A 26,383-nucleotide genomic window follows, 5' to 3' on the forward strand; every position below is an offset into this window, starting at 1 on the left:
CCAGAATTTGCTGTAATTTTGGCGTTTCTCTGGAATTGTTCATTCAAGCACAAAAAAAACAGACCCTAGGCATCCGGCCTAATAGGTCTGTCTTGGAGAAGTATCGTTGTTCCGACGATACTTCCGAGGGTTTGGCACCCAATGATTCCTACTGGGCTCGAACCAGCGACCTCTACCCTGTCAAGGTAGCGCTCTCCCAGCTGAGCTAAGGAATCGGGAATGTTTCAATCGACTTTAATGACAAGCACTCGTTTAAAATAAACGATTTGTCACTAAGCACATCTATGATAATACCATGAACTTCATCTTTGCGCAATACGATTTTGTAAAATAGTTTTAGTATCTAGTTTCCCCATTCACCTATCACTGCCCAATGCATACATTGAAGTAGGGAGTTTTCGGATAGGAGGGCACGCCGTGGTAAATCCTGATAGTCTGGATTTCATAGACATTGATGTCGGCGGGCAAGCCGCCAAAATAGATGTGATTGGTAGTGTCATCACCATTATCGGAGAATCCATCTCAACCTATGCTGCTGTGCTCGCAATTGAAGAAGAAAAAAAAGAAAAAAAGAATTCTCCAAACAATGAGGATTTAGTGAATGAGTTAAAAGAGATGAAAGAGCAAATCCTGTATCTTACGAATGAAATTCAATCACTTAAGAAAAACCAAAGCAGGGATAGTCCATGGCGCCTTTGAAAAGGCGATGGTGCTGTCCCTGCTTTAATTGTTTTATAGTAGCAAAGTACTTTTTACTTTGAAAGTTCATCCAGAGCTAAAACCTTCAACGAAAGCAGTTCTTCTTCAGTGAGACGGCCTTCAACTTGTTGCAATAATTGCTGTTGCTCTTGTGCAGTCATCCCAGACTGTGCTTTTTTCTGTATATCTTGCAACTCGCTAATACTGAACTTCTTGAGTACAACTCGAGTGGCCTGTTCTTTAGTTTGAATAGGTAATTTACTGCGATCCGCTGTTTTTGCGTCTTGCAAATATGCCTGAACTTCTGGATTGCTATTGATTTCTTGTTTGACTGAATCCAGTTGTCCACTACTTTCCAACTGAGTAGTGACTTGATCCATTGCTTTGTCAGCTATCCAATTCGTTCCAAAATAATATGCAGCTCCGACTAGTAGTGCAACTACAATTACTGTCATCATCAGTTTTTTGATAAACCTCACGTTCGTCTTCCTCCTTCATTTCATTATTCATTAGACGTTCATCACATTACAATGTTTCAAAAAACAAGCCCGCCTGCATAGTATGACAGACGGGCTGGAATTATACAGTTGCGGTTTCTTCTTCTTTGTTTTTGTCTTTAGTGACTAGTTGAATTGCAAACAGAATAACAAACAATCCTAGTCCGATGAAATCCGTTTTCGTTTCTGGATAGATTAACATCATTCCAGTCGCAACCGTAATGATCCGTTCAATCCAGTTGATTCTTCGATACCAGAAGCCAATCAGACCTGCTCCTATCGCTATCATTCCAATAATCGCCGTGACGGTCACCCAGATAATTTCACCAATACTCGATTCAATCATGAGCATCGCAGGGTTAAATACAAACATATACGGAATAATGAATGCCGCGATGGCAAGTTTGGCCGATGTGACACCGGTCTTAATTGGATCTCCACCTGAGATTCCAGAAGCTGCAAAAGCTGCGAGCGCAACTGGCGGTGTGATATCTGCAATAATGCCAAAGTAAAATACGAACAAGTGAGCAGAAATCGCAACGACTACTGGTACTGTTGCGTCAGGTGTATCCAACATCAGCAACGTAATGATTGCTGGTGCTGCAATCGTAGAAGTGATGACATAGTTCGCAGTAGTTGGTGAACCCATACCAAGAACGATTGCAGCAAACATTGTAAAGATAAGCGTCAGCAAAATGTTTCCGCCTGCAGCTGATACAAGGCCATTTGCTAAACTTAGTCCAAGACCTGTTTTTACAACTACCCCTACTATAATACCTGCACAAGCTGTCGCTGCAGCTACAGCGAGTGCTGTACGTGCACCGTCAACGAGTGCTTGAATAATATCTTTAAATCCGAGACGTGTCTCTTTGTTAAACGAACTCACAACAAGGGTTAGCACAATACCAAGTAACGCTGCTTTCATCGTAGGAATTCCAAGTAATAAGAATACGATGATTCCGATGATAGGGAGTAGTAAGTAAATTTTCTTTAATGTTTCTTTACGGTTCGGAATCTCTTCAGGCTTCATCCCCTGTAGTCCGACCCGCTTTGCTTCGAAGTGTGTCATAATCCAAATACCTGTGAAATACAGCAATGCTGGAATTGTAGCAGCTTTGGCAATTTCCCAATAAGTCACTCCGCCAATGAATTCAACCATCAGGAATGCAGCAGCTCCCATGATTGGTGGCATAATCTGTCCACCAGTTGACGCAGCAGCTTCAACCCCGCCAGCGAACTCTTTTCGATAGCCTAGTTTTTTCATCATAGGAATCGTATAAGAACCAGATCCAACAACGTTTGCTACAGAACTACCGGAAATTGTTCCTTGCAGAGCACTTGAGAAGATTGCAACTTTTGCAGGTCCACCTGTCAATTTACCTGCTAGGACAACCGCTAAATCATTGAAGTAGTTGCCTACGCCCGTTTTCACAAGGAATGCTCCGAACAACAGGAACACGAAAATGAAAGTGGCAGATACACTAATCGGTGTCCCTAGGATTCCGTCTGTTGTAAAGAACATCAACTGGACAAGATTATCTAAATTCTGCCCTCTGTGTGCTAGGAATCCTGGGAAATAAGGTCCGAAAAATGCATAAACTAAGAACACAGCTGAAATAATAGTAATTGGTAAACCTACTGCACGACGAGCAGCTTCCATCGTTAATAGGACAGCCAATATCCCAACGATCAAGTCTAAATCAGACACACGACCTACTCTTAATACGAGTTCGTTCATATTGAGTGGCCAGTACAATCCGACACCAATAGAAAGAAGGGATAAGATCATATCATAAAATGGAACTTTGTTGCGTTTCTCCCCTGGCTTTTTACGTGCCGGAAACAGGAGGAAAATCAGAGATAGCGCAAATCCTAAGTGAATCGATCGCTGAATATAGGCTGTGAACGGTGTTCCGATTGAGGTATACAATTGAAAAATTGAAAATGCCAACAGACCAAAAAACACAATCTTGCCAAGTATACCTGCTAAATCCCTCGTGTTGGATTCAGGATCGTATTTTTGAAGGAGCTCCAACTGTTCCTTTTCGGAAAGTGTTTCGAACCGCTCGTCATTTGGATCCGTTATCGGAACCACTTTCTGTTCTTTCTTTCGCTTTGCCATTCAAGTTGACTCCTTTCATTATTTCATATAGGGTTAATTTTTTCACACGAAATTCGTATGAATGACCACGTTCCAAATAAGCTTTTAAATCCGTTTCTTTCCCTTTATATCGAAATGCTAATTGTGCATCTACATCTCCAATATAAAGTACAAAAGAATCGACTACTTTATCCTCATATGTAAGTGTATAAATGCCATCTTCCGTCACAGATAATGTTTCTCCTTCTTCTGCATATCCCGGAAGACCAATTCCAACATCTTCATAACGCATCGTTAAGAATTTTAACGAACTGTCCGTCTGTACTTGATAGGTTTCTAGTACATCTGTTAAAAAAATCGAATGGACATATCTGATTTGAAATTCCGAGTCATCCGATAAAAGTCGATACGTCATCTTAGGATCTTCCGTCCTCGTTTCTGTAAAGGTATACGCTCTTTTTAAAGGAATCGTTAGACCCCCGACAATCAGAAAAACTACAATGAGTAATCCAAGCGGAATCCCCCATCGTTTCATCCGCTCACCTCTTTATACAGTTCTATGAATGCAGAAGGGACGGATGAAGCATCGATCGCCTCACCGCCCCATTCTATCATTCAACTCTTATTTGTTTACTTCGTCAAAGTACTTTTGAGCACCTGGGTGAACTGGAATACCTATTCCGTCAAGCCCAGTTTCAGCTTTGATCAGTTTACCCTTTGCGTGTTGAAGTTTTGGTGCGTTGTCGTAAATTGCTTTTGTAATTTCATAAGCAAGTTCTTCAGGAACTTCGTTTTGGATAACAAGCATAGCTCCTACTGAAACAGTAGGTGTATCTTCAGCCAAACCATAAGTTCCAGCTGGAATAACTTCCTTAGCATAGTACTTATACTTGCTGATGAGCTCATCTGCTTTGTCATCTTCAACAGGTACTACGAATACTTTTGCTACTGCGTTTAGGCCTTCAACAGCACCAGTTGGTGTTCCTGCAGTGATGAATGCTGCATCGATCTGACCCGCTTGCAAACTTTCTTGAGACTCCCCAAAGTCCAAGTTTTGTGGCTTAATGTCATCCATAGACAATCCGTGGATTTCAAGAAGCTGCTCTGCGTTCGCATACGTACCAGAACCAGGAGCACCGACAGAAACTTTCTTACCTTTCAAATCATCAAATGTTTTAATCCCCGTCTTGTCCAGTGTTACAAGTTGTACAGTTTCAGGATAAAGTGCACCAATTGCAGAAACTGTATCGACTTTATCGTCTTTAAACATCATTTCGCCTTCTTGTGCATAATACGCGATATCCGTTTGTACGAAAGCGATTTCAGCATCTCCATCTTTCAGTGCTGTCATGTTAGCTGCAGATGCTTGAGATACTTCAGCTGATGTTTTCACACCTGTATCCGATTCGATGAACTCTGCAATGGCGCCACCAAGAGCGTAGTACGTACCTTGCGTTCCGCCAGTTAAAACACTGAGGAACTTGTATTCTTTATCACTGCTATTTGAATCCCCTTTTGCTCCATCATCCTTCGCTGCATCGTCTGATGTACCACACGCTGCAAGTGCAAGCACTGCAATGAGTAGCATCGAGATGAGCCCTAAAAGTTTCTTATTCATTCAATTACCCCCTATTTAACTATTCGTCTAGTAATGTATATTCTACCATGTAAGCGGGTTCAATTGTCAATCTTTTTCAGAAAACAAAATCATTTGAAACCGTTTTCATTATGTATACATAAAAAAGAAAAGAGCGATTTACACTCTTTTCATCTGTAGTTTTTAGTCATTTCCTTACTTCGCAGCATCCTTTACATCGTCGAATGTCAATCCGGCTTCCTCCAGATCTCGGGACCGATGGGCAATTCGAGCTGCCGCACATGATGCAACACTGGCAACTAGATCATCTAAAAATGTATGGACTTTATTTCCTTTTTTAGTATCTAAATCATTTATAATACCGACTTTGTTTTTATCTAAGTGACCAAACGTCGTCACTGCAATCGAACCATACGTAAATACGGCTCCTAGAGCAATTGTTTCATCCACTCCGAAAAGACCTTCATCCGATTCGACGATATCTTGTAACGGTTTAGATAATTTGCCTTGTTCACAAAGCTCGTCCAGCTCGATACCAACTAAAATTGCATGTTGAAGTTCGCGCTTTTTCAATACATTCACAACAGAGTCCACACACTGTTCAAGCTGCAGTTCTTCATTATAAGGCGCTTGCATTTCATAGACGATTTTCGCGATATCTAACAGCTCTACACCTCGGCGCTGCAACGCTTCTTTTGTTGCAACTGCAATTACTTCTGACCGTACTTTGCTTTTCCCGTCAAACATGCTACCATCTCCTTCTAATTTCTAGCTGTCCCCACTGTCCACCAATCGTGCACATTATACCCTCTAACCATCCTATGTTACAATCTCCTTGAATAGACTTGTGAGGGGGTTACTTTATGAACAACGGAAAGATTCATGATATTCAATTTTATAGCAAAGAACTTCAGGAGGAAATGGAGCTCCTTATTTACCTTCCGTATAACTATTCTCCACTATATAAATACTCTATCCTTTTCGCATCAGATGGGAAAGACTATTTTCAGTATGGTAGAATCGGGAAAGTTATAGATGAATATTTAGATAAGGAAGAGATTGAAAATGTAATCGTTGTCGGCATTCCATACAAATCTGTTGCTGAACGCCGTAGAATGTATCATCCAGACGGAGATCGTCAAAAAGACTACATCCGTTTCCTCGTGCATGAACTCGTTCCTTATATAGACGAGCATTATCCCACTTACCAAATTGGTGGAGGGCGTGGACTTATTGGTGATTCTCTTGCTGCCACAGTTTCTTTACAGGCTGCATTACAATACCCAAATTGTTTTGGCAAAGTAATACTCCATTCACCTTATGTGGACGAAAAAGTACTTGAAGCCGTAAATTCGGCTAAGAACCCATCAGGTCTATCGGTTTATCACGTCATTGGAACTGGAGAAACTCAAGTTTCTACGACTGTCGATGGAAAACAAGACTTTTTGACTCCAAACCGTGAGCTCAACAAATTATTTGGAAATAAAGGATTTCCGTACTTCTATGAAGAATTTAATGGAGAGCATACCTGGAAATATTGGCAACCAGATGTGCGTCGTGCTGTCCAAATGGTATACGGACAATAACCAATCGGACAATTCCAAACAATTCTGCTATACTTGAATGAAGAATTGTATTCACTTTCCTAAGGAGGTTTTTCACATGAAATACGGCGTTGTAGCATTTCCATCAAAAAAATTGCAAGATCTAGCAAATGGATATCGCAAACGGTATGATCCTCACTACTCTCAGATCACTCCTCATATGACGGTAAAAGGTGTTTTCGATGCAGATGAAACTGAAATTAGAAAAGTGGCTGAAGCATTGCGTAACGTAGCAATGAAAAACAAGCCATTCGAACTAAACGTTTCAAAAGTAAGCTCTTTTGCGCCAATAACAAATACTATATATTTTAAAGTTGCCCCAAATGAGGAGTTACTTGCTTTGCACAAAGCTCTCAATAATGAGGATTTTTTCGGTCCACAACCACAATATGCTTTCGTACCTCACATCACAATTGCTCAAAGTCTAACTTCCGGTGAGCATGATGACATTATCGGTCAATTGAAGATGCTTGGTGCAGATCACTCAGAAATCATCGATCGCATCCATCTTCTGTACCAACTAGAGGACGGCTCGTGGACAGTATACGAAACGTTCCGTCTACAAGAGGAAAACTGATTTGTACGAGGTAAAGATTGCCGCGTCTGAACAAGAACGTGAAGCTGCATTTACTGTACGGAAGAAAGTATTTGTAGAAGAACAAGGTGTTCCCCTAACGATGGAAATTGACGAACACGACACGTCTGCATCCCATTTTGTCGTCTATGATGGGCCGAAAGCAATTGCTGCTGGCCGCATCAGAAGTATCGCAAATGAAGTGGGTAAAGTGGAACGTGTCTGTGTATTAAAAGAATATCGTGGTCAACATCTTGGTGTCCTAATTATGAACGCTCTTGAGGAACATGCAAAAAAGACTGGCATCCACAAAATCTTGTTGAATGCCCAGTCTTATGCAATTCCTTTTTACGAGAAACTTGGGTATGGAGTCACTTCTCCCGAATTCATGGATGCGGATATTCCCCATCGCGCCATGGAAAAACAAATGGACCCAGCACTTTAGAATATTAAAAAGCATATTTAAAAGCCCCATTCCAATTTTAGGAATGGGGCTTTTTTTGAGGGTGCTTATTATGCGTATTCGTTTACAGCCAGACCTTTTCCTACCACCGCTACAACTTGTTTTGACAGAATTGTAGGGTCCGGTTGGATAAAACCTTTTTTAGCTGGAGACAATGGACGTTGCTGATTCGCACTTTTACCAAACTCCCCTTCAGAATTCCTTTCCCGCTCACGTCGAAGAACTCGTTGCCATTCTTCGTAATCTGCCTGTGATTTAATAGATTGGACTCTGTCAATATAAGAAATAGCAGGCGAAGCTTCCTCCAAGCGGTTTGCATACATTTGTGATTGGATATTCTGAATCGGCAGCAGGTAACCCATTGCCTCCACCTTCTTTCTCGTTTAAGTTGTTAGTTCACTATACCCGGTTGCTAGGGAAGCTAAACCTATTTCTTTATTTCCCTAACATCCTTTGAATATCTGCAATATTTACAGGCTGACCACTAGAAACAAGTGAATTGACTAGTTCATCTTCTAAATGTTGGGGTACATTTTTATTCGCAAGCATCCCGACATTTTGAATAATCCGTCTCACTTGTCGTTCATCTTTAAAATCAGCATGTTGTATGGCATTCGCGAGTGCAAATACTTCTGTCATCGGCACACCAGTTTTAGATTCTATTTTCTTGAAGAAGGAGTCATTCATACTCCCAGTTCCCCCCTCTCATTTAGCAGAACGTACTTCCAACAATAATCAGCAAAATGAACAAAACAACTAACAAGACGAACGTAGAGCCGCCTCCTTGATTACAACCACGGTCATATCCACCTTCATAGCGCGGTTCTCCGTAACAATAGTTTCCGTACATAAGAAAATCCCCCCTCTCTTCCCTGTATCCTATGCAAAGACACAGCGAAGCGGGCGGGACATTCGCATATTTATTTTTAGTTGGTGATTTAGATGGTTCCTTTTGACTTAAATACGAGAGAAGCGACGAAACCGAAAATGATGGCTGCACTGATACCCGAACTTGTCACTTCAAACATTCCCGTCAGAACACCTATGATGCCATGCTTCTCAGCCTCAGCGAGGGCTCCGTGTGTAAGTGCATTCCCAAAAGATGTGATTGGAATCGTTGCACCTGTACCAGCAAAATCGATCAGCGGTTCATACAGTCCGAAGCCATCCAAAATGGAGCCTGCAACCACTAATGTACACAATGTGTGTGCCGGGGTGAGTTTGCCTACGTCCATCATCAACTGCCCGATGACACAAATGAGTCCCCCTACTATAAAACTTGTTATAAAAATGGATAGCAATTTAAACCACTCATTTCATTTGGATTTCCACTGCATGCGCAATACAGGGAATCGTATCGCCTTGCTGATAAGATAGAGGGGACATTAATGAACCAGTCGCAATCAGTAACACGCGCTTATATGTTCCGGACAGCAGCTTATCATACACTTCCGAGAAATAAGCAGATGCCGAGCATCCCGAACCACTTGCTCCTGCAAGAAATTCTGGATGTTTGCCATAATACTCTGCTCCCGCATCCCGAAAAGTACTCGAAACATCATATTCCCAACGGTCAAGTAACGTTTTAAATAGCTCGAATCCGATTTTCCCTAAGTCCCCAGTCATGATCAAATCATAATCTTCAACTGTCGAACCGTGACCTTCCAAATGACGTTTAAACGTATCTGCAGCAGCAGGTGCCATAGCTGCCCCCATATTTAACGGATCTGTCAATCCTAAATCCGTAACTATTCCAATCGTTCCGCACGTAATAATCGGCGCTCCTTCTATATGAGGGATAATCGTAGCTACTCCAGCTGCACTTACGGTCCATTGAGCTGTAGCTCCTTTTTGACTTCCGTATTGAAGAGGATAACGAAATTGACGTTCAATAGCATTGTGCTGACTGGAGGACCCCGCTACTACTAATTCAGCCATTCCAGATTCCGTTAACAATGCAGCCATTAATAGAGAGGAAACAGAAGTTGCACAAGCTGAAAACATTCCAATATAAGGAACCCCTATTGTGCTTGCCGCAAAGTTGGAAGGAGTCATTTCATTCACTAAATCGCCCATCAAAACAAACTCGGCATCTGTGGGGGTCTTGTCCAGCTTACTCAATGCAATCATGCAAGCATCTTCCATCATTTTCGCATGGCCTTGCTCATTCGTCTTTAATCCGCAACGCTCGTCATCATAATTCTTGTCGGCATACTTGGAAAAGGGACTCTTCTTCGTTTCCAAAGGCCCTACCGTGACACCAGTTGATGCAATCACTGGATTAGATGCAAATGTCAATAACCCTCGTTTGTTTACCAAGATACCACTCCTAATCCAACGAGTATCGTTTTAATGAGAGCAACTACAAATGCCGAAAAGACACCATATAAAATGACGGAACCTGCCAGTTTAAACATATTGCCTCCGACACCTAATACGTAGCCCTCGGATCTGTGTTCGATTGCCGCGGATATCATGGCATTTCCAAATCCCGTAATCGGTACGGCGCTTCCTGCTCCACCGACCTGTGCGATTTTTTTATAGTATCCGAACCCTGTTAATAACATGGAGATAAAGATCATCGTGGCCACTGTCGGATTACTTGCCGTTCGTTCAGTGAAATCAAAAAAAGTAATATAGAAAAGAGCAACGAATTGACCAATAAAGCAAATGAAACCTCCAACAACAAATGCTAATATACAATTTTTTAAATACTTCGGTTTGGGTGTAATCTGTTGTTCAAGTTGCTGATATTTTTTTTCATCCATTAGGTCTCTTCCTTTACCAATGCACTAATTTTTTTCATCTTTTTTAAATAGTTCTGTTCATTCTCTTTTTCGATTAACTTGTTTGTTTCCAACAACACTTTGCTATCTGCGGATACCGTAATTTTCAGGTCCGGATACATTTTCTCCAGCTCTTTCGTAAGTTCCTTGGCAATCTTACGCTTTTTAAATCTTTCAAAGGTATTAACGCGTAACCCCGCAATCAACCGATCATCATGGATCAGCATGACTGCATTTTTAATACGCTTATCTTCTTTCAACAACGTTTCCGCTTGTTGTTCATCTATATCTGTTGTATTAACGGTTTTAAAACCAATCGAAGTCGAGCAACCCGCCAGCAGAACTAGGATGAAAACAAGGAGCAGTATTTTACGAATCGCCATCCCCTCCTTTTTTAACCAGTATGCCTTTTTTGTATGCATTTTATTCATAACGGTTCAAGCGCCCTGCCAATAGGTAGCTGAATGCCATAAGGTATAGAGAACAAACGAGAGGAGGAAATGATCAATGAGTTGTGGATGTGGAAAGAACGAAAATACGGGGGATAAGGTGAATCCGATTCAAGGACACTGTGTTTGTGAGGCAGTTCGCTTCATTAAACGCCTTCAAGATACGCACACAGATGAAGATTGCTTCGACTGTGATACAGACTGCTTTATGAGACCGCTTGGCAGTTTAGTAAGTCCTGCAAGCGAACGTTTCAATACACGGGTGTTTTCTTTACTAACAGAGGACGGTGACTTCTTTAAAGCGATGTATCGTCCTAAGAGCCATACACATCATCATGGCATCAATTGTTTCTCTGTATTCTTCAGAGTCCAAAACATTTTTGACAATTGCTGCGCAACATTGATGGTGCTTGAGCCTCTAGACAAAGACGGAAAACCAGTCGATATTACTGACTGTGGTAAAATTTGCCTTGACAAACTTTGCAAAGTCGAGCGCTTCAGAGCAACAAAGTCTTGTATCACGGTTGACTTGAATTGTTTCTGTGCAATCCAATGTATCACAGATACATTTGTTACACAGTGCAACACACCAGCATAAGCATCATCCCCGCGATGCACGAAAGGAGACTCCCCACTTGGGTAGTCTCCTTTTTATTCGTATTAAAAAGCGTCTCAGACTAGTTAGCCTGAGACGCTTTTTCATGTGAACGGTGTTCCTTTCCAGAACACTTCCTCGATTTCCTGTAAGTCCAGCGTCCGTATTTCATCCATATCTTTGCTTTCTTGCTTCACTTCAATCGCAATCTGCGAATCGGTCATAGCGGAGATACCGCCTGTCAGTAATTGACCGTTCACCAAGAATTGGAGAGGACGATAAGCATTGCGAGGAAACGGTTCAGCTAAGTAACGTAACCTTTTGACGACTGGAGACTCTACCGTTGCTTCAATCACTTGTTGAAGTACTATGTCTTCTTGAGGCACTGTTTCTTCTTGAGAATGTTCGTTTTGTTCCATTAGTTCAGGGTCATTACCTGACCAATAAATAGACGTACTCTCTTCTTTAACAACCTCGACAATCGTTACCATAGGGGGGCCGTCGATAAAAAGCAAAGGAACTTGAAGTGAAATATGCGCCACATCCTTTTTACTGCATTATATGCAACATCTGCCCATGCGTGACTGACGTTATAGAAGGTTGATGAATGTGGTCGCTAATCCTAAGTAAATTAAAATACTGATCAAGTCATTCAATGTGGTGATGAACGGACCTGAAGCGACAGCTGGGTCTATCTTCATTTTGTGCATAAACAAAGGGATGAACGATCCAGAAATAGTTGCCGCAAAAATCGAAACGAAAATTGCTGCTCCTACTAGCATTCCGATCACCAATTCGTGTTTCCAAAAAAAGATCAAACCGATTACAAAGACTCCACATATGAATCCGGTAATTAATCCGGTTCCCGCTTCTCTTATTAATAATTTGAGTTTACTTTCATCTTCGATATCCCGTGTTGCAATTCCTCGGACCGCAACTGCGAGAGCTTGTGTACCACTGTTACCAGCAGTTCCTGCAATTAAAGGAATAAATGCCGCTAGCAATGCAACTTGTGAAATCGTATCAGTAAACATATCAATCAAGTTTGCCGTTATCATCCCAAGTATAAGTAAAATAATAAGCCATGGTACTCGTTTCTTCGCTGCAGATAATGAATTTTTGTCAAATGTATCCATATTTGATACACCGGCTAATTTCGAGTAGTCATCCGATGCCTCTTCTTCGAGGACATCTAGCACGTCATCGACTGTAACAATTCCGAGTATATGTTGCTGAAAATCTACGACTGGTACAGCAAGCAAGTTATAGTCTTGTGTTGTACGGGCAACGTCTTCCTGATCGTCTGACACGAGTACACTGACAACACGTTCATTCATAATGGTGTTAATCAGGACATCCTCTTCAGAGGTAATCAAGTCACGTAACGATACAACCCCGGTTAGCCGGTTGTCATCATCCACAACAAAGACGTAGTAAATTGTTTCAGCACTTGGAGCCTGAATGCGAAGGATATTCATGGCAGATCGAACAGTGGAATTCTCGGGAACTGTGACATACTCAGTCGTCATGATCGATCCAGCTGTGTGTTCTTCGTAGTGCAATAGCTCCTTGATTTGAGCAGCTGCTTCTTTGTCCATGAGTGTCAAATAGCTGACACTTTGGGACTTATCGAGTTCTTTCAGGACATCGACCGCGTTATCCACAAACATGTAAGAAATCATCTCTGCGGCATACGTCGCCTCCATCTCCTGAAGGAACTCTTCGTATTCGTCTTCATCAATTTCACTTGTTTCAAAAATCTCCGCCATTTCTTTAGGAGATAAGAAGTAGTACATCGTTTTCCGAAGTTCAGCTCCAGCCTCTTCATAGAAGATTGCGCGATCATAAGGATGTAGTAGCAAATACTCATCACGGAACGCTTTGATATCTTGCCGTTCTAAATCTTCTCGTAGCTTCTCTTCGTTAAAATCCACTTCTTCATTGCGGTCCTCTGTTGTTTCCATGGCTACACCTTCCTTTCTTTTCGCCATTTGGCACTACTCCTGTATACTACTTGTGTACTTTACAAATACTTCGTAAAAGGGAGTGTATTTATATGTTCGATATTATCGGTGACATACATGGTTGTTATGATGAACTGCTTGATTTACTAGACACTCTAGGCTATTCCCTAAAGTCCGGAATTCCAATCCACCCCTCTGGCAGAGAGATTGCATTTGTCGGAGATGGCATGGATCGGGGACCTTCGTCCTTACAAGTGATGCAACTTTTGTTTGCGATGCAAGACAAAGGTCAACTCATTTATTCCCCGGGAAATCATTGTAACAAATTATATCGTTTTGCTAAGGGCAATGATGTGCAGCAAACGCACGGGCTAGAGACTACGGTTGCAGAGCTTGACTCTTTGCCCAAAGAAAAACGAGCGCAAACGCTAAAACGATATCGACAGTTCTACGAAGAGCTGCCTCTTTATCACCAGTTAGACAGCGAAAAACTTATCATCGCACATGCTGGGCTACCTGAGCAATTGATAGGCGCTCCTCCGTCAAGAACCGTACGCACATTTGTCCTCTATGGAGATATCTCAGGAAAAACATTATCAGACGGACGCCCTGAACGCCGTGATTGGGCGAAGTCTTATCATGGAACCCCATGGATTGTTTATGGACATACCCCAGTTGAAGAGCCCCGTTTTAAACATCACACGGTAAATATTGATACAGGATGTGTGTTTGGAGGTAAACTGACAGCGCTCCGGTGGCCAGAACTTGAAACCGTTTCGGTAGCTTCAAAACAACCGTTTCAACCTGAGAAGTTTACCGTGTATTCTTCTTGAGATTTCGGTTCCACCGGCATAAGCCTTAACAGATCACCTGGAAGTTCACTCGCATATGTAACGTTTTCGTTTGTAGAAGGATGCTTAAACCATATCGATGCACAATGAAGAGCTTGCCGTGTGATTAAGTCACATGGACCTCCATACAAGTCATCCCCAAGCAAAGGATGTCCGACATGCGCCATATGTACACGGATTTGATGGGTTCTCCCTGTATGCAGTTGGAGCTCAACAGCCGTATATCGACTGTTGCACATTTCAAAACGACCCGTAACACGTACATCGGTACGTGCATATTGCCCATCTGGACGAACCATTCGCTCAATAATGCTTCCGTCTTTTCTACCAATCGGCGATTCTATCGTAAACGCTTCTTCAATTACCCAACCACTTACGAACGCAATATACCGTCTACCAAACCCTGTTTGCTGCATTTGCGTGCTCATGAGGTGATGGATATGACGATTTTTTGCGATACAGACAACACCGGATGTGTCTGTGTCCAAGCGGGTTACTACGTGAACTGTCGCAGGATGGTGTTCAACTGAGTATTTCCCATAAATTGTATTTGCGAGAGTTCCATTTGGATGATTCCTTGATGGAATAGTTCCTTGCCCAGCAGGTTTTTCCACAATTAGAATCGAATCGTCTTCGTCTAAAATAGAAAGTTCTCCATGCTCTGGCTTCAACCCATTACCTATCTCTTCAGGAGGAAATTCAATAATTACGTGATCCCCCAGTTCAAGCATCCACCGGACAGTTCGTTCTTCTCCGTTCACTAAAATCTGACCGCCGTCAAATTTAACGGCAGTCAATGCTCTTTTGGATATACCTTTCTTCTTAAGAAAGTCTCTTAGAAGGATCCGCTCTTCTGTGATAAATTTTAGTAACAGCGTCGAAACGTTACTTTTCTTCATCGCTAGCAACAAACGACTCGGACACCCGTTTCCAAAATGGGAAAGGTCTAAAACGAGCGAACGAAATTCGTTCCTTCGATACTTTGTATTCGATGGACTTCACATCTTTTTGAAGCAACTGCAGGTGGTCAACAGTTACCATGAAATCAGGTCCCTTTACTGGTTTTAATAGACATGAATGATGTGATGGAAGGACTAACGGTGAGCCTACAGTCCGGAATACCCGGTTATTTATGGACGCCATCTCAGTCAGTTGCATGCATGACAAAGAAGGATGCAAAATCGCACCATTCAATGACTTACTATATGCAGTTGAACCGGATGGTGTGGACATGCATAAACCATCTCCTCGGAATCGCTCAAAATGTTCTCCGTTCAGTTCCACATCCATAACAAGAGTGACTTCCGGTGATTTAATCGTCGATTCGTTCAAGGCAAGATACGTAGATTTTTCTTCGGAATGCGTATATGAAATTTCCACTTCTAGGAGTGGATATTGCACGACATGATAGTCTTTTCGTGCAATCATAATGACTAATTTCTCGATTTCTTCAGGCTTCCAATCTGCATAAAACCCAAGATGGCCTGTGTGGATTCCGACAAATGCAGTTTCGTTCAGTCGATGCACATACTTATGAAAACCATGCAATAACGTTCCATCTCCACCGATTGAAAGGACGATATCTGGCTCAACCTCGTCATATTCCAAACCAAACTCCACCAAATATTCTTTTGCCTCCGCCATCAAACGGTTAGATAACTCATCACCGCGTGATTGGATCACAAACTTCATCATTCTGGTTCCCCCTTCCATGAGGTATCTTGAATATCTCGTTTTTCCGTTTCTTTAAACGAACTGAAGTACGATTGTGCTTCATGAATTTCATCTCGGATTAATGACATTTCTTCATCTAATCGAAAAGCGGCTTCAGCAGCTCCTTCAAGTCTTTGTCGAATCACATCCGGGAGCTCGCCTTGGTACTTATAATTTAAAGAATGCTCAATTGAGGCCCAAAAATTCATCGCAAGTGTCCTTATTTGAATTTCAGCAAGAATCGTCTTTTCACCATGAATCGTCTCGACAGGATATTCAATAATAATATGGAACGAGCGGTAACCGCTCTGCTTTTTGTTCGATATGTAGTCTCTCTCTTCGACAATCTTTAAGTCATTCCGCTGTCTAAGCATGCCAACTACACTGCCGATATCATCGACAAACTGACACATTATCCGAAGCCCTGCAATGTCAGGTACTTCAGCAGCAAGTTCTGGAGATGGCTCGAATGGAATGTTTTTTTCGAGAGTTTTGTCATAAATGCTTGCAAGCGGTTTAACGCGTCCTGTCACAAACTCAACTGGCGCATGCAAGTCTTCCAACTTGTATTGGTGCCGCAAGCCTTTTAACTTCACCTTAAGCTCCACAACCGCTTGCTTATAGGGAGCAAGAAAATCATTCCACATTCTCATACAAATGCCTCCTCCCGTTCGTTCACGTTAGCTAGTTTGTTGTAGTGTCTGTTTGAATGCTTGCTCCACAGCGAACATGAACTCTTCTCCGTAATTTCCATTACCTTCTATATTAAAAATCAACATCATCAATTCTTCTGTAAATCCAATTAGTTGAACAGATCCATCTTCACACTCTATTAAAGGATCCCCATTATCCATTTCAATAAGTTGTTCCATGAGTGCCCATACTTCTTGCGTAAAATGCAGGTACTGATATTCTTCTCCATCTTCAAATAGATACACAAAACTAAGTGCATCTGAATCAGTAATCATCTTCCCTGAGGGGGAATCTCCAAGCATTTTTGTCGTCCCATCATAAGTGAAACAAACGGTTCCTTCTTTTAATTGTCCTTCAGTAATTCGATGTTCTATACGCACTTTTCCCTCTTCCCTTCCCCAATCAGTCAGTATGAATAGTTTACCATAGAGTCGTCACTGTTGCAGTCAGGTTTGTGCTTTCAGCCATGAAATTGATATACTGAAAGAAGAACTAGAATTGCCACGGATGATTAAGTATCAGAAAGGATCGATTAGTATGGACACGAAAATGATTCGTACACTGTTCGAATTGAATTCACTACAGGCTCTAGGGGCTGTTCACTCTGCAACCGAAACGAATACAGGAGGCACGGATTTCTTTCAATCGTTATTAAACGAAATGACGAGTGAGAGCTCCATTTCTGATTCGCTTTCAAGCTTCTCAGCGACAACACTTGGTAGTATTCAATCTCCACAAGGGATGAATTCGTTTGCGTTCTACTCACCTCCATCTGTCCATTCGCCTACTGATGCAACTCAATACATTGACCAAGTTTCAGCGAGCAGACCACCGCTCTCGTATAACGGAGGTAGCGTCAGCACAGCTTATGCGCCATTAATCAGCAAAGCTGCAAAAAAATATGACGTTCCACCTAGTCTGATTGCCGCTGTCATCAAGCAAGAATCAAATTTCAATAAAGATGTAGTTAGCCACGCTGGTGCAACAGGACTTATGCAACTCATGCCCGGCACGGCAAAGTTTCTTGGTGTTTCGAACGCATCCGACCCCGAACAAAATATTATGGGTGGTGCTAAATATTTACGACAAATGCTCGACCAGTTCGGAGGCGATTTGAAATTATCGCTTGCTGCTTATAACGCAGGTCCAGGAAACGTCCGTAAATACGGAGGAATCCCTCCATTCCGCGAGACACAAAATTACGTCACCAAAGTTATGAACAACTATAATACCTTTAATGCGTAAGTTGAACCTGACGAACGAAAGCTATTTATTTGTGAATGTTTTATGTGGTTGCTAAAATAGAAGTACAGAGTTACAACAAAGGAGAATGACATCCATGACACGAAAGCCTTTGATACCCTTTGAGGAGATCGGTGAAGCACGCTTGTCGGATCTTATCGACCGGTTTTACGCCAAAGTGGCTGTTCATCCGGACTTAATTCCCATTTTCCCATCAGACCTAACAGAAACTGCCCGTAAACAAAAGCAATTCCAGACACAATATCTGGGCGGACCTAATATATATACAGAAGAACACGGACATCCGATGATGAAAGCTAGACATATGCCATTCGCAATCACACCCACACGAGCCAAAGCCTGGCTAGCCTGTATGGCTGAAGCGATGGATGAGGTTGGTCTTGATGGACCACTTCGTGAAATTTATTACCAACGCCTCGTCTTAACAGCCAATCACATGGTGAACCGGAGCGAGGAGGGAGATCAGTGAATCGAAGAACTTTTGCAGAAGTTGAACAGCAGCCGATTGCACATCATCGGCCAATTGAATTATACGTATTTCTAGATCCGTTATGCCAAGATTGCTGGGCACTGCAACCCATCCTCAGAAGATTACAAGTGGAATACGAACGCTATTTCACGTTGCGAATCGGTCTGCTTACGTCCCTACCGAAGATGAATTACAAAGCACTTCCTTTAGTAGACGACGAATGTGAAGAGATGAGCGGATTTGAAAAAGCACATCCTGCGTTCCCAAGCATTGCGATCAAGGCAGCGGAGTTCCAAGGAAAACGTGCGGGCTTTAGATTTCTCACAAAATTATTCGAGTATTCATTTCTAAAATCACGTAACGTCAAATCATTTGCAGTACTCGTTGAAATTGCCGAGAAACTGAAATTGGACAAACAGGAATTCATAAGCGATTTCTTCTCCAGAAACGTACTGCAATCCTTGCAAGTCGATTTACATTTAGCAAAAGAGATGGAAGTTGTGAAATCCCCTACCTTCGTATTTTTCAACGAAAACATTGAAGACGAAGGCCTCATGGTGGACGGTTCATACAGCTATGAAATCTATGAACAAATTTTAGAAGAGCTCACGGGATCTCCTATCATACGGGACCGCGCACCTTCATTGGAAGAGTTATTCAGCCGGTTCGAAATGCTTGCAACCGCTGAAATTGCAGCCATTTACGGTGTCCCTGAAAAAGAGAGCGAACGTGAACTCAAGAAACTTTTACTGAAACAAGAAGTAGAACGCATTTTCATTGATGATAGAGTCTTATGGCGCAAACGCTAAAATAATTGATATAGCAAACAGATGGAGAGTTTTTCTCCATCTGTTTTTTGTTCTGAGGTGAGATTTGGGTGGTTGCAATGGAGAGGATTGGGTGGCTGTGTCTAGGTTTTGAGCTTTTTTTGGGGGGGTTTATGATCACTTTTCGTGATTTATGAGCACATTTCCTGGTTTATGATCATTTTTCACGCTTTATGAGCATTTTCCATGGCTTATGATCACTTTTCGCGCTTTATGAGCATTTTCCATGGCTTATGATCACTTTCCACGCTTTATGAGCACTTTCCCTGCTTTATGATCACTCTCCACGCTTTATGAGCACTTTCCCTGCTTTATGATCACTCCCCACGCTTTATGAGCACTTTCCCTGGGTTATGAGCACTTTCCATGGTTTATGATCACTTCCCACACTTTATGAGCACATCCCCTAGTTTATGATCACTTCCCACTCTCCAACCACACACTCACCATCATGCAACCTTCGATATTCCTCCAAAAATAAAAAGAACACCGCTCCTGGGGGGAAGCGGTGTTCATATAAAGGGAATGGGAAAAATGTTCACGTTCAAACAAAAGGGGTGTATGTTTGGTTTGTGAGTTTCATTCACAAGTTAAATCTATCACAAAATAATTGTTACATCAACAATTCACAAGCGATTTCATGGATTTGTCACATATGATCTCTTTGAAAACGCTTACTTAAAGGACTTTTTTCCAGACATAAAAACAGACATTCATGCAAACTGCACATGAATGTCTGTTTAAACACTATTTCGGTATACTAAATTTCACACTTATTGTTTCGCGAGCAATTGTTCTAACTCATTCAAACGCTCTTCGAATACTCGGCATGCTTCTTCAATTGGCGCAGTCGTTGTCATATCGACTCCTGCTTTCTTCAACACTTCAATTGGATAATCCGACGATCCAGCTTTCAAGAAGTTTGTCACATAGCGCTCTACAGCAGGCTCGCCTTCAGTTAGGATCTGATGGCTCAACGCAACCGCAGCACTGTATCCAGTTGCATATTGGTACACGTAATAATTCATGTAGAAGTGAGGAATCCGTGACCACTCTAACCCAATTTCCTCATCGACTGTCATTGCGCCACCAAAATACTTTTCATTCAAAGCATAATACTCTTCCGTAAGCTTCTCAGCCGTCAATGCCTCACCCTGCTGATCCAACTGATAAATCCTATGCTCAAACTCAGCAAACATCGTCTGACGGAATACAGTTCCACGGAATCCATCCAACCAATGATTCAACAAGTAAATGCGTTTCTGATCATCATCTGTAGTCTTCAACAAGTAATCGTTGAGCAACGCCTCATTTACAGTTGAAGCCACTTCAGCTACAAAGATTGAATAGCCGCTATAGATGTATGGTTGGTTTGAACGCGAGTAGTAACTGTGAGCACTGTGACCAAATTCATGAGCAAGCGTGAACATGTTATTTACATTGTCCTGCCAGTTCATTAAAATGTATGGGTTTGTGCCATATGAACCTGAAGAATAAGCACCAGATCGTTTTCCTTTGTTCTCACGGACATCTACCCAACGGCTTTCGAGTCCTTTTTTGATGATTGAACGGTACTCTTCACCCATCGGCTCAAAGCTTTCTAGCATTGTTTTTGCTGCATCCTCATACGTAATTTTCATATCTAAATCTTTCACGAGTGGTGCGTAAAGATCCCACATGTGAAGATCGTCCAATTCAAATACTTTCTTCCGAAGCGCGATATAGCGGTGCAACAACCCAACGTTATCCGAGATTGTGTTCACAAGGTTCTCATACACTTGCTCCGGAATATGGTTGTTTGACAACGCAGCATCACGAGCGGATTCATAATTACGGATAGCAGCATTAACGTTATTCGTCTTCACATTTCCTGATAGAGTAGATGCAAATGTGTTTTTGAACGAACCATATGTCGCATACATCGCTTTGAATGCTTCTTCACGAACAGAACGATCCGGGCTTTCTAGGAAGTTGATGAAGCGACCTTGAGATAGCTCAACTTCTTCCCCTTTTTCATTTTTCACAGTCGGAAACGTCAAGTCTGCGTTATTCAACATGCTGAAAGTTTTGGATGAACCTTGGGCAACTTCAGACATTTGTGCAATCAGTGATTCTTGCTCTGCAGGAAGCACGTGAGGACGCATGCTGTTCAATTCTTTCACTTCTTGCTTGTATAGGGAGAGTCCTTCATTTTGTTCTACCATTTGATCGAGCTTTGCTTCCTCTATGGAAAGCAACTCTGGTAAGAAAAACGAGAGCTTCGTGGAAACTTTTACAGCCAGTGACTTGGCACGGCTATCCATCGCCTGGTATGTGCTATTTGTTGTATCTTGATCGGTCTTTAAATGTGAATATGTGTATAGCATCCCTAACCGTTGTGAGAGTTCGTCACGATAAGTAAGTGCGTTCAAAAGGGCTTCAGGTCCATCATTCAAAGTTCCTTGGTATGATTCTGCTTGTGTTGAAAGTTTTTCAATTTCCTCATACTCTGCAGTCCATGCCGCATCGCTTTCAAAAATGTTTTCTAAGTTCCATGTTTCTTCAACTTTGACTTCATCACGCGTAAGTAATTTCTCTGCCAATGTAATTCCTCCTTGATCCCGATAATTCGAGAATCGAATCTTTTTCCATTTTCTCAATTTTCTATCTGCATTGCAAGGAATCGCTCTAGAAGTATGTGAACAATCTCTTTCTCTATTCGCTCATTCGGGATGGTCTCCTTCTTTTCCCAGTCAATTCTTTGAAGGAACTGTAAATAATCCATACAGGCTTCAATTTGTTGCGTGCTGCGACCCGTATAGGCATGTACAAATCGGCGCAATCGCTGGACTGGAACACCGGTTGGAGAAAGCTCGAAACGTCTAAGCAAGTAAATTAAGCCAAGCTGCCATTCGCAATCATGAACAGCGAATGCACGATTCCCTTTCACTGGGACACCTATCCACAGAGGGAGTTCTGCCGGACGTAATTTCAGTTCATAACAATGACGTAAAAAAGGATCCTGGACGCCACGTCGATTCAAAAAAATGGAACGCTGTAAGTACGTCGTTCGGTGTATTTTGTAAGACTTGTAGTAGTGAAGGAGCAAATGCTGATCAGGGAGTTTCGGACGTGCGAACGGAAAGGTTTGTAAATGAGCCGGTAACTTCCGATGGATTGCGATGAAACGATTTCCGTCAATGGGGAGAAGATGACTAAAATAATGGAATTGCTTTGTCTCTGGGGATAATGTGAGCAGTGTATGTTCTGGGGATACGCTCGTTGTAAAGAACAATTGATGGAAGGCTGAAAAACTGAACAGTCCCATTCCTTCAGGGCGCCCTTTATATTTTTCAGGAGTTTGTAATATCCAAATAGGCTCCATTCCTAAGGTTCGGTACCCTTCTGTGCGACTGGATTTAACTTCTTCCGGCAAGCGGCTACATTGGAATTCAATCGGGATTGCACTTCCCTCATGTTGCACAAGGAGGTCAGGACGCTGTGCAATTTCGGGTATAAGTGGTTCTAAAACAGAAGTTTTTTCTAAGCGCTGAAAGAACGAGTGCAGGAGCTGTTTTCCTTGAAGATGTGGAATTGACTCACCTTCGGAAAAGCTGCCTGTACATGGTGAGTCCACTTCATGAGCAAAATGAGGAATTCGTATGGAGCCAACTTTCAATAAAACTCGATCACCACATTGGGGACAACGGAATTGTTGCTCGGTTCGCCACGTTCTCAGGTGCTCTCGTTTAACAGTATCGTCGAGAACAACGGGCGTTCCATCGTTTAAATTTGCAGTTAGTATATAAAACACTCCTTTCACTGAATAGTTTACGAATTTAAATGTGAAATAGCAAATTTAACCTCATCACCGGTTTATCCTTACAATAAATTACGAAGAAACGCTCAGTTTAGTCGTTGCACAACATTAAGTTTGTTTTTGGACATAAAAAAACCACCTCGAAAGGTGGCTGTGAATCATTTAGAAATAAGATTCGATGGTTTGGAACACATTTGAACCCATTACTTCTGTTCCATACTCTCTCAAGCGATGGATTGTCAAGTTGGTAGGTGTTCCATACTCAAGGATTACACTTTCCACATCGATTTTATCTGAAACTTCTTTATCTGAAGAACTATAGTCAATATACAAGTAATACTTGCCTTCGAATGAATACAATGAAGTTGTTTCATCAAAATTAGAAAGTTGAGAAGCCAAAGGGATTAAATCATCAAACTCTTTGAACACGAACAACTCTCGTGCTGTCGTCTTTTTGTTATCTGAAATAGGCTCATTTGTCGACTCAGAAGAGTCATCCGTTCCTTCAAGTTCAGGCTGGAAGAGTTTACGAGGATCGTCAATGCCATAAGGATATTCCGTCGATTCCCCTTCTTCTGGTAACTGAGCTCGCGTAACGAGAACTTCAATTCCACCACTCATTGCATGGACTTGAATCCATAAAGGACCTTCTATTTCAAACTCAATATCAGACTCCGAATCGATTTCTTCCATCATATCCCAAAACAATTCCTCACTCTTATCGCGGTTATACCACACTTCCTCACGAGTAAAGCCCCGCTCTTCGATATCCATGTAGGACAAGTAAAATTTGACCGTATTCTCATTGATTCTCTCGATTTCCATGATTTCTCTCTCCTTTCCCCTGAAGTAGACGTACCGTCCAACTTCTTTTTCGTTCCCGCGATGCTTCTTCTACTATATGTTCAATTCTTCAGTAACGAAAGGGTTTTGCCTCGAAGGTTGCAGACAAATTTTTTTTAGTGAAAAAAAGCCATTCCCTACGCTAATTTACTAAGTAGAATCTATCCACTGCACCGTGCACGGAAACTAGGAGAATGGAAAAAGCTGATAGGTTTACGGCATTCACCATGACATCCCCTATCAGCTTATTTATAAGTATTCGTTAGTTAACCATGCGACGTGCTTCTAGTAACTGATAGGCTCTAACCTTTCTTGGTAAGAAGCGGCGTATTTCATCTTCATTATACCCTACTTGAAGACGTTTTTCATCTAGAATGATTGGTCTTCTTAATAGACCAGGATGTTCTTGGATCAGTTCATATAATCGTTGAAGTGGCAAGCTCTCAACGTCAACATTTAGTTTTTGGAAGATCTTAGAGCGAGTAGAGATGATTTCATCTGTTCCATCTTCAGTCATTCGAAGAATTTGTTTGATTTCATCAATATTTAGAGGTTCAGAGAAAATATTACGCTCCTCGTAAGGAATTTCATGTTCCTCCAACCATGCTTTCGCTTTTCGACATGATGTACAGCTTGGTGATGTAAATAATGTAACGCCCATTTGCTGACACTCCCTTTCAATCGGCTTCATATAATGGTGACTACCTTTTTTACATTAGAATTATTTTAAATTAATGTTCATATTGACTATTATACACACATTTGTTCTCAATGAATACACTTTTAAAAAATTATTTCTGGCACTCTTCAAGTTTGTAACAATTCCGCAATAATCGTCACTTCTCAACACCGTATTTATGTAATCTCTACTGTTATTCCCATATCAGAAAGAAATTAAACATCAAATTTTTTCAAATCGTATTATCAATTACAAAACCGAAGTGAAAATGTGTTCTTGTCTACTAGTACGTTTCAAACGTCAAAAGGTTCCAATTTTGAAGAAGTTTCGTTGATTATTTTGAGTATTCCCGAAGAATCCATTTTGAAACCGATTGTACTTGCATTCCATGTGTGAGCATATTATAATTACTCCAATTATAAGAACGGCTTAGACGGAACAAGTACTTTTAATGAAGCTTCTTAAGAGAGCCTGTGGGTGGTGTGAACAGGTGAAGCGGTTAAAAGGAATGGGCTCCCGAGCTCGGTTGAATGTGTAGAACACCACTACTATTCCACTGCGTTCCCCCGCGTTAAGGGGTTTGAGTGGCCTTCGGGCAATTCGGGTGGCACCGCGGTTCCTACACATCGACCGTCCCTATTTTTATAGGGATGTGTCGGTGTTTTTTTGTGTTTAAATTTAAGGAGGAAACAACAATGACAACTATTTTTTCAGGTGTTCAACCGACAGGTATTATTACGTTAGGAAATTACATTGGGGCATTCAGACAATTCATCGAGCTTCAGCATGAGGCAGATTGCATTTTCTGTATCGTTGATCAGCATGCGATTACCGTTCAACAAGATCCTGATGAGTTGAAACAAGCGATCCGTTCGCTAGCTGCAACCTATATTGCAAGTGGGATAGATCCTGAGGAGTCTGTACTCTTCATCCAATCGGAGGTCCCTGCTCATGCACAAGCAGGATGGATTATGCAATGTACGTCATCCATCGGCGAGCTCGAGCGCATGACACAGTTCAAAGATAAGTCGGATGGGCAAGATGGAGTTTCTGCTGGCTTGCTAACTTATCCACCACTAATGGCAGCTGATATTCTCCTTTACAACACAGACGTTGTCCCCGTTGGAGAAGACCAGAAACAGCATTTAGAATTAACACGTGACTTAGCGGAACGATTCAATCGCCGTTATGCAGATGTGCTGACGATGCCAGAAGTGCGCATACCAAAAGTCGGCGCGCGCATTAAGTCGCTGCAAGATCCGTTGAAAAAGATGAGTAAATCGGATCCGAATCAGAAAGCAACGATTTTCTTAATGGATACGCCGAAACAAATCGAGAAGAAAATTAAAAGTGCCGTGACAGATTCTGAAGGAGTTGTCCGTTTTGACGTCGAGAATAAGCCAGGTGTCTCGAATTTATTGATCATCGAATCTGCACTGACGGGTGTTTCTGTAGAGAACTTAGTTGCTAAGTATGATGGTCAGGGGTATGGTGCTTTTAAAGCGGGTGTTGCCGAAAGCGTCATTAATCACCTAGCGCCCATTCAAAAGACTTATCATGAATTGATGGAGTCAGACAAATTGGATACGATTCTGGATGAAGGCGCCGTTAAAGCGAACGCAATTGCATCAGATACACTTACGAAAATGGAAGCCGCGATGGGACTCGGACGTAAACGGTAAGCAATAGTAAAATAATTGCCCCTATAAATAGCGCAAAGTCCGCGGATTTCAGGATAAAAAGCCCAACAGTCCGCATATCGAAGCCCATCGATGTGTAGTTCAAGTACGTGATCATTGTTGTACATGTGGTGACAATGAGTCCATAGCTAAGTAGGAATAAGAACAGTCGCGTCATGACATCGATCCTTTTTTAGTTTTGTCCTACTATATGAAAGCTATCCACTTTTTAAGACTG

Annotated in this window: 33 protein-coding genes, 1 tRNA gene and 1 other annotated feature; of the genes, 10 read left to right on the top strand and 24 right to left on the bottom strand. The window is 41.9% G+C overall.

Going from position 1 to position 26,383, the window contains the following annotated elements; genetic code table 11:
• Positions 1–142: 142 nt before the first annotated feature.
• Positions 143–215, bottom strand: a tRNA-Val gene (locus ACR65F_RS01375).
• Positions 216–417: 202 nt separating this feature from the next.
• On the opposite strand from ACR65F_RS01375, the gene ACR65F_RS01380 reads away from it, so the two are divergent.
• Positions 418–699, top strand: a complete 282-nt coding sequence (locus tag ACR65F_RS01380; RefSeq protein ID WP_440502872.1) for a hypothetical protein — start codon at positions 418–420, stop codon at positions 697–699.
• Between the two features lie 53 nt (positions 700–752).
• Here the strand turns inward: ACR65F_RS01380 and ACR65F_RS01385 are convergent, their stop codons facing one another.
• The 5 genes from ACR65F_RS01385 to ACR65F_RS01405 all read right to left on the bottom strand — a co-directional run bounded on the left by ACR65F_RS01385 (position 753) and on the right by ACR65F_RS01405 (position 5,641).
• The gene (locus ACR65F_RS01385; protein ID WP_440502873.1) at positions 753–1,178 is read right to left on the bottom strand and encodes a hypothetical protein; all 426 of its coding nucleotides are present in this window, start codon (positions 1,176–1,178) and stop codon (positions 753–755) included.
• Between the two features lie 100 nt (positions 1,179–1,278).
• Entirely contained in the window at positions 1,279–3,318 is a 2,040-nt protein-coding gene (locus ACR65F_RS01390) for a TRAP transporter permease (RefSeq protein ID WP_440502874.1), read from the bottom strand.
• A complete protein-coding gene (locus ACR65F_RS01395) occupies positions 3,266–3,832 on the bottom strand; it encodes a DUF1850 domain-containing protein (RefSeq protein WP_440502875.1) in 567 nt (188 codons plus the stop codon). The genes ACR65F_RS01390 and ACR65F_RS01395 overlap by 53 nt, the downstream gene beginning before the upstream one ends.
• A gap of 87 nt (positions 3,833–3,919) precedes the next feature.
• A complete protein-coding gene (locus ACR65F_RS01400; protein ID WP_039042072.1) occupies positions 3,920–4,915 on the bottom strand; it encodes a TAXI family TRAP transporter solute-binding subunit in 996 nt (331 codons plus the stop codon).
• Positions 4,916–5,089: 174 nt separating this feature from the next.
• Positions 5,090–5,641 carry a phosphatidylglycerophosphatase A family protein gene (locus ACR65F_RS01405; RefSeq protein WP_039042073.1) on the bottom strand — a complete coding sequence of 184 codons (552 nt, stop codon included), beginning with the start codon at positions 5,639–5,641 and terminating at the stop codon, positions 5,090–5,092.
• A gap of 116 nt (positions 5,642–5,757) precedes the next feature.
• Here ACR65F_RS01405 and ACR65F_RS01410 point away from each other — a divergent pair, with 116 nt between their 5' ends.
• The 3 genes from ACR65F_RS01410 to ACR65F_RS01420 all read left to right on the top strand — a co-directional run bounded on the left by ACR65F_RS01410 (position 5,758) and on the right by ACR65F_RS01420 (position 7,517).
• Positions 5,758–6,480, top strand: coding sequence for an alpha/beta hydrolase (locus ACR65F_RS01410; protein WP_440502877.1), 723 nt, complete (start codon positions 5,758–5,760; stop codon positions 6,478–6,480).
• 76 nt (positions 6,481–6,556) lie between these two features.
• Positions 6,557–7,075, top strand: a complete 519-nt coding sequence (locus ACR65F_RS01415; RefSeq protein WP_039042075.1) for a YjcG family protein — start codon at positions 6,557–6,559, stop codon at positions 7,073–7,075.
• A gap of 1 nt (position 7,076) precedes the next feature.
• Positions 7,077–7,517, top strand: a complete 441-nt coding sequence (locus tag ACR65F_RS01420; RefSeq protein WP_039042076.1) for a GNAT family N-acetyltransferase — start codon at positions 7,077–7,079, stop codon at positions 7,515–7,517.
• 68 nt (positions 7,518–7,585) lie between these two features.
• Here ACR65F_RS01420 and ACR65F_RS01425 read toward each other — a convergent pair whose 3' ends face one another.
• The 7 genes from ACR65F_RS01425 to ACR65F_RS01455 all read right to left on the bottom strand — a co-directional run bounded on the left by ACR65F_RS01425 (position 7,586) and on the right by ACR65F_RS01455 (position 10,752).
• On the bottom strand, positions 7,586–7,897 hold the full coding sequence (locus tag ACR65F_RS01425; RefSeq protein WP_440502879.1) for a hypothetical protein: 312 nt from the start codon (positions 7,895–7,897) through the stop codon (positions 7,586–7,588).
• A gap of 73 nt (positions 7,898–7,970) precedes the next feature.
• Entirely contained in the window at positions 7,971–8,222 is a 252-nt protein-coding gene (locus tag ACR65F_RS01430; RefSeq protein ID WP_039042078.1) for a stage VI sporulation protein F, read from the bottom strand.
• A 22-nt stretch (positions 8,223–8,244) separates the two neighbouring features.
• Positions 8,245–8,385 carry a YjcZ family sporulation protein gene (locus ACR65F_RS01435; RefSeq protein ID WP_082003292.1) on the bottom strand — a complete coding sequence of 47 codons (141 nt, stop codon included), beginning with the start codon at positions 8,383–8,385 and terminating at the stop codon, positions 8,245–8,247.
• A gap of 88 nt (positions 8,386–8,473) precedes the next feature.
• A complete protein-coding gene (gene spoVAE, locus ACR65F_RS01440) occupies positions 8,474–8,836 on the bottom strand; it encodes a stage V sporulation protein AE (RefSeq protein WP_039042079.1) in 363 nt (120 codons plus the stop codon).
• Between the two features lie 10 nt (positions 8,837–8,846).
• Complete coding sequence (locus tag ACR65F_RS01445) at positions 8,847–9,854, bottom strand: stage V sporulation protein AD (RefSeq protein WP_440502881.1); 1,008 nt, start codon at positions 9,852–9,854, stop codon at positions 8,847–8,849.
• Positions 9,848–10,303, bottom strand: a complete 456-nt coding sequence (gene spoVAC, locus ACR65F_RS01450; protein ID WP_440502882.1) for a stage V sporulation protein AC — start codon at positions 10,301–10,303, stop codon at positions 9,848–9,850. Before spoVAC ends, ACR65F_RS01445 begins: the two co-directional genes overlap by 7 nt.
• A complete protein-coding gene (locus tag ACR65F_RS01455) occupies positions 10,303–10,752 on the bottom strand; it encodes a hypothetical protein (RefSeq protein WP_440502884.1) in 450 nt (149 codons plus the stop codon). Before ACR65F_RS01455 ends, spoVAC begins: the two co-directional genes overlap by 1 nt.
• A gap of 76 nt (positions 10,753–10,828) precedes the next feature.
• On the opposite strand from ACR65F_RS01455, the gene ACR65F_RS01460 reads away from it, so the two are divergent.
• Positions 10,829–11,368, top strand: coding sequence for a CotY/CotZ family spore coat protein (locus ACR65F_RS01460; protein WP_039042083.1), 540 nt, complete (start codon positions 10,829–10,831; stop codon positions 11,366–11,368).
• A 101-nt stretch (positions 11,369–11,469) separates the two neighbouring features.
• Here the strand turns inward: ACR65F_RS01460 and ACR65F_RS01465 are convergent, their stop codons facing one another.
• The gene (locus tag ACR65F_RS01465) at positions 11,470–11,907 is read right to left on the bottom strand and encodes a hypothetical protein (protein WP_039042084.1); all 438 of its coding nucleotides are present in this window, start codon (positions 11,905–11,907) and stop codon (positions 11,470–11,472) included.
• Between the two features lie 48 nt (positions 11,908–11,955).
• A complete protein-coding gene (gene mgtE / locus ACR65F_RS01470) occupies positions 11,956–13,356 on the bottom strand; it encodes a magnesium transporter (protein WP_369795185.1) in 1,401 nt (466 codons plus the stop codon).
• Between the two features lie 65 nt (positions 13,357–13,421).
• Here mgtE and prpE point away from each other — a divergent pair, with 65 nt between their 5' ends.
• A complete protein-coding gene (prpE, locus tag ACR65F_RS01475; RefSeq protein ID WP_440502886.1) occupies positions 13,422–14,162 on the top strand; it encodes a bis(5'-nucleosyl)-tetraphosphatase PrpE in 741 nt (246 codons plus the stop codon).
• Here the strand turns inward: prpE and ACR65F_RS01480 are convergent.
• The 4 genes from ACR65F_RS01480 to ACR65F_RS01495 are packed head-to-tail and all read right to left on the bottom strand — an operon-like array spanning position 14,129 to position 16,966.
• The gene (locus ACR65F_RS01480) at positions 14,129–15,091 is read right to left on the bottom strand and encodes an RluA family pseudouridine synthase (protein WP_440502888.1); all 963 of its coding nucleotides are present in this window, start codon (positions 15,089–15,091) and stop codon (positions 14,129–14,131) included. The two genes, prpE and ACR65F_RS01480, sit on opposite strands and share 34 nt — an antisense overlap.
• A complete protein-coding gene (locus ACR65F_RS01485) occupies positions 15,066–15,872 on the bottom strand; it encodes an NAD kinase (protein ID WP_039042252.1) in 807 nt (268 codons plus the stop codon). The genes ACR65F_RS01480 and ACR65F_RS01485 overlap by 26 nt, the downstream gene beginning before the upstream one ends.
• Positions 15,872–16,546, bottom strand: a complete 675-nt coding sequence (gene yjbM, locus ACR65F_RS01490; protein WP_025786076.1) for a GTP diphosphokinase — start codon at positions 16,544–16,546, stop codon at positions 15,872–15,874. The genes ACR65F_RS01485 and yjbM overlap by 1 nt, the downstream gene beginning before the upstream one ends.
• A 27-nt stretch (positions 16,547–16,573) precedes the next feature.
• Positions 16,574–16,966: a UPF0738 family protein gene (locus ACR65F_RS01495; RefSeq protein WP_440502891.1), complete on the bottom strand. Its 393-nt coding sequence runs from the start codon at positions 16,964–16,966 to the stop codon at positions 16,574–16,576.
• 127 nt (positions 16,967–17,093) lie between these two features.
• Here ACR65F_RS01495 and ACR65F_RS01500 point away from each other — a divergent pair, with 127 nt between their 5' ends.
• The 3 genes from ACR65F_RS01500 (at position 17,094) to ACR65F_RS01510 (ending at position 19,127) form a co-directional block, all read left to right on the top strand.
• Positions 17,094–17,831, top strand: a complete 738-nt coding sequence (locus ACR65F_RS01500) for a lytic transglycosylase domain-containing protein (RefSeq protein ID WP_440503207.1) — start codon at positions 17,094–17,096, stop codon at positions 17,829–17,831.
• A 94-nt stretch (positions 17,832–17,925) separates the two neighbouring features.
• Positions 17,926–18,318 (top strand): globin domain-containing protein, encoded by a 393-nt coding sequence (locus ACR65F_RS01505; RefSeq protein WP_025786079.1) that lies wholly within the window; start codon positions 17,926–17,928, stop codon positions 18,316–18,318.
• A complete protein-coding gene (locus ACR65F_RS01510; protein ID WP_440502892.1) occupies positions 18,315–19,127 on the top strand; it encodes a DsbA family protein in 813 nt (270 codons plus the stop codon). Before ACR65F_RS01505 ends, ACR65F_RS01510 begins: the two co-directional genes overlap by 4 nt.
• A 791-nt stretch (positions 19,128–19,918) precedes the next feature.
• Here ACR65F_RS01510 and pepF read toward each other — a convergent pair.
• The 4 genes from pepF to spxA all read right to left on the bottom strand — a co-directional run bounded on the left by pepF (position 19,919) and on the right by spxA (position 24,448).
• On the bottom strand, positions 19,919–21,727 hold the full coding sequence (gene pepF / locus ACR65F_RS01515) for an oligoendopeptidase F (RefSeq protein WP_440502894.1): 1,809 nt from the start codon (positions 21,725–21,727) through the stop codon (positions 19,919–19,921).
• A 53-nt stretch (positions 21,728–21,780) separates the two neighbouring features.
• A complete protein-coding gene (locus tag ACR65F_RS01520; RefSeq protein ID WP_440502895.1) occupies positions 21,781–22,947 on the bottom strand; it encodes a competence protein CoiA in 1,167 nt (388 codons plus the stop codon).
• Between the two features lie 159 nt (positions 22,948–23,106).
• A complete protein-coding gene (mecA, locus tag ACR65F_RS01525) occupies positions 23,107–23,769 on the bottom strand; it encodes an adaptor protein MecA (RefSeq protein ID WP_039042088.1) in 663 nt (220 codons plus the stop codon).
• A gap of 280 nt (positions 23,770–24,049) precedes the next feature.
• Positions 24,050–24,448, bottom strand: coding sequence for a transcriptional regulator SpxA (gene spxA / locus ACR65F_RS01530; RefSeq protein ID WP_025786060.1), 399 nt, complete (start codon positions 24,446–24,448; stop codon positions 24,050–24,052).
• 439 nt (positions 24,449–24,887) lie between these two features.
• Positions 24,888–25,107: a binding site (T-box leader), on the top strand.
• 54 nt (positions 25,108–25,161) lie between these two features.
• Between spxA and trpS the strand changes: the two genes are divergently transcribed.
• Positions 25,162–26,148: a tryptophan--tRNA ligase gene (gene trpS / locus ACR65F_RS01535; protein WP_440502897.1), complete on the top strand. Its 987-nt coding sequence runs from the start codon at positions 25,162–25,164 to the stop codon at positions 26,146–26,148.
• On the opposite strand, the gene ACR65F_RS01540 is transcribed toward trpS, so the two are convergent.
• Entirely contained in the window at positions 26,105–26,323 is a 219-nt protein-coding gene (locus ACR65F_RS01540; protein WP_490723204.1) for a YuzI family membrane protein, read from the bottom strand. The two genes, trpS and ACR65F_RS01540, sit on opposite strands and share 44 nt — an antisense overlap.
• Between the last annotated feature and the right edge of the window lie 60 nt (positions 26,324–26,383).

Source organism: Sporosarcina sp. SAFN-010 (genome assembly GCF_059415065.1).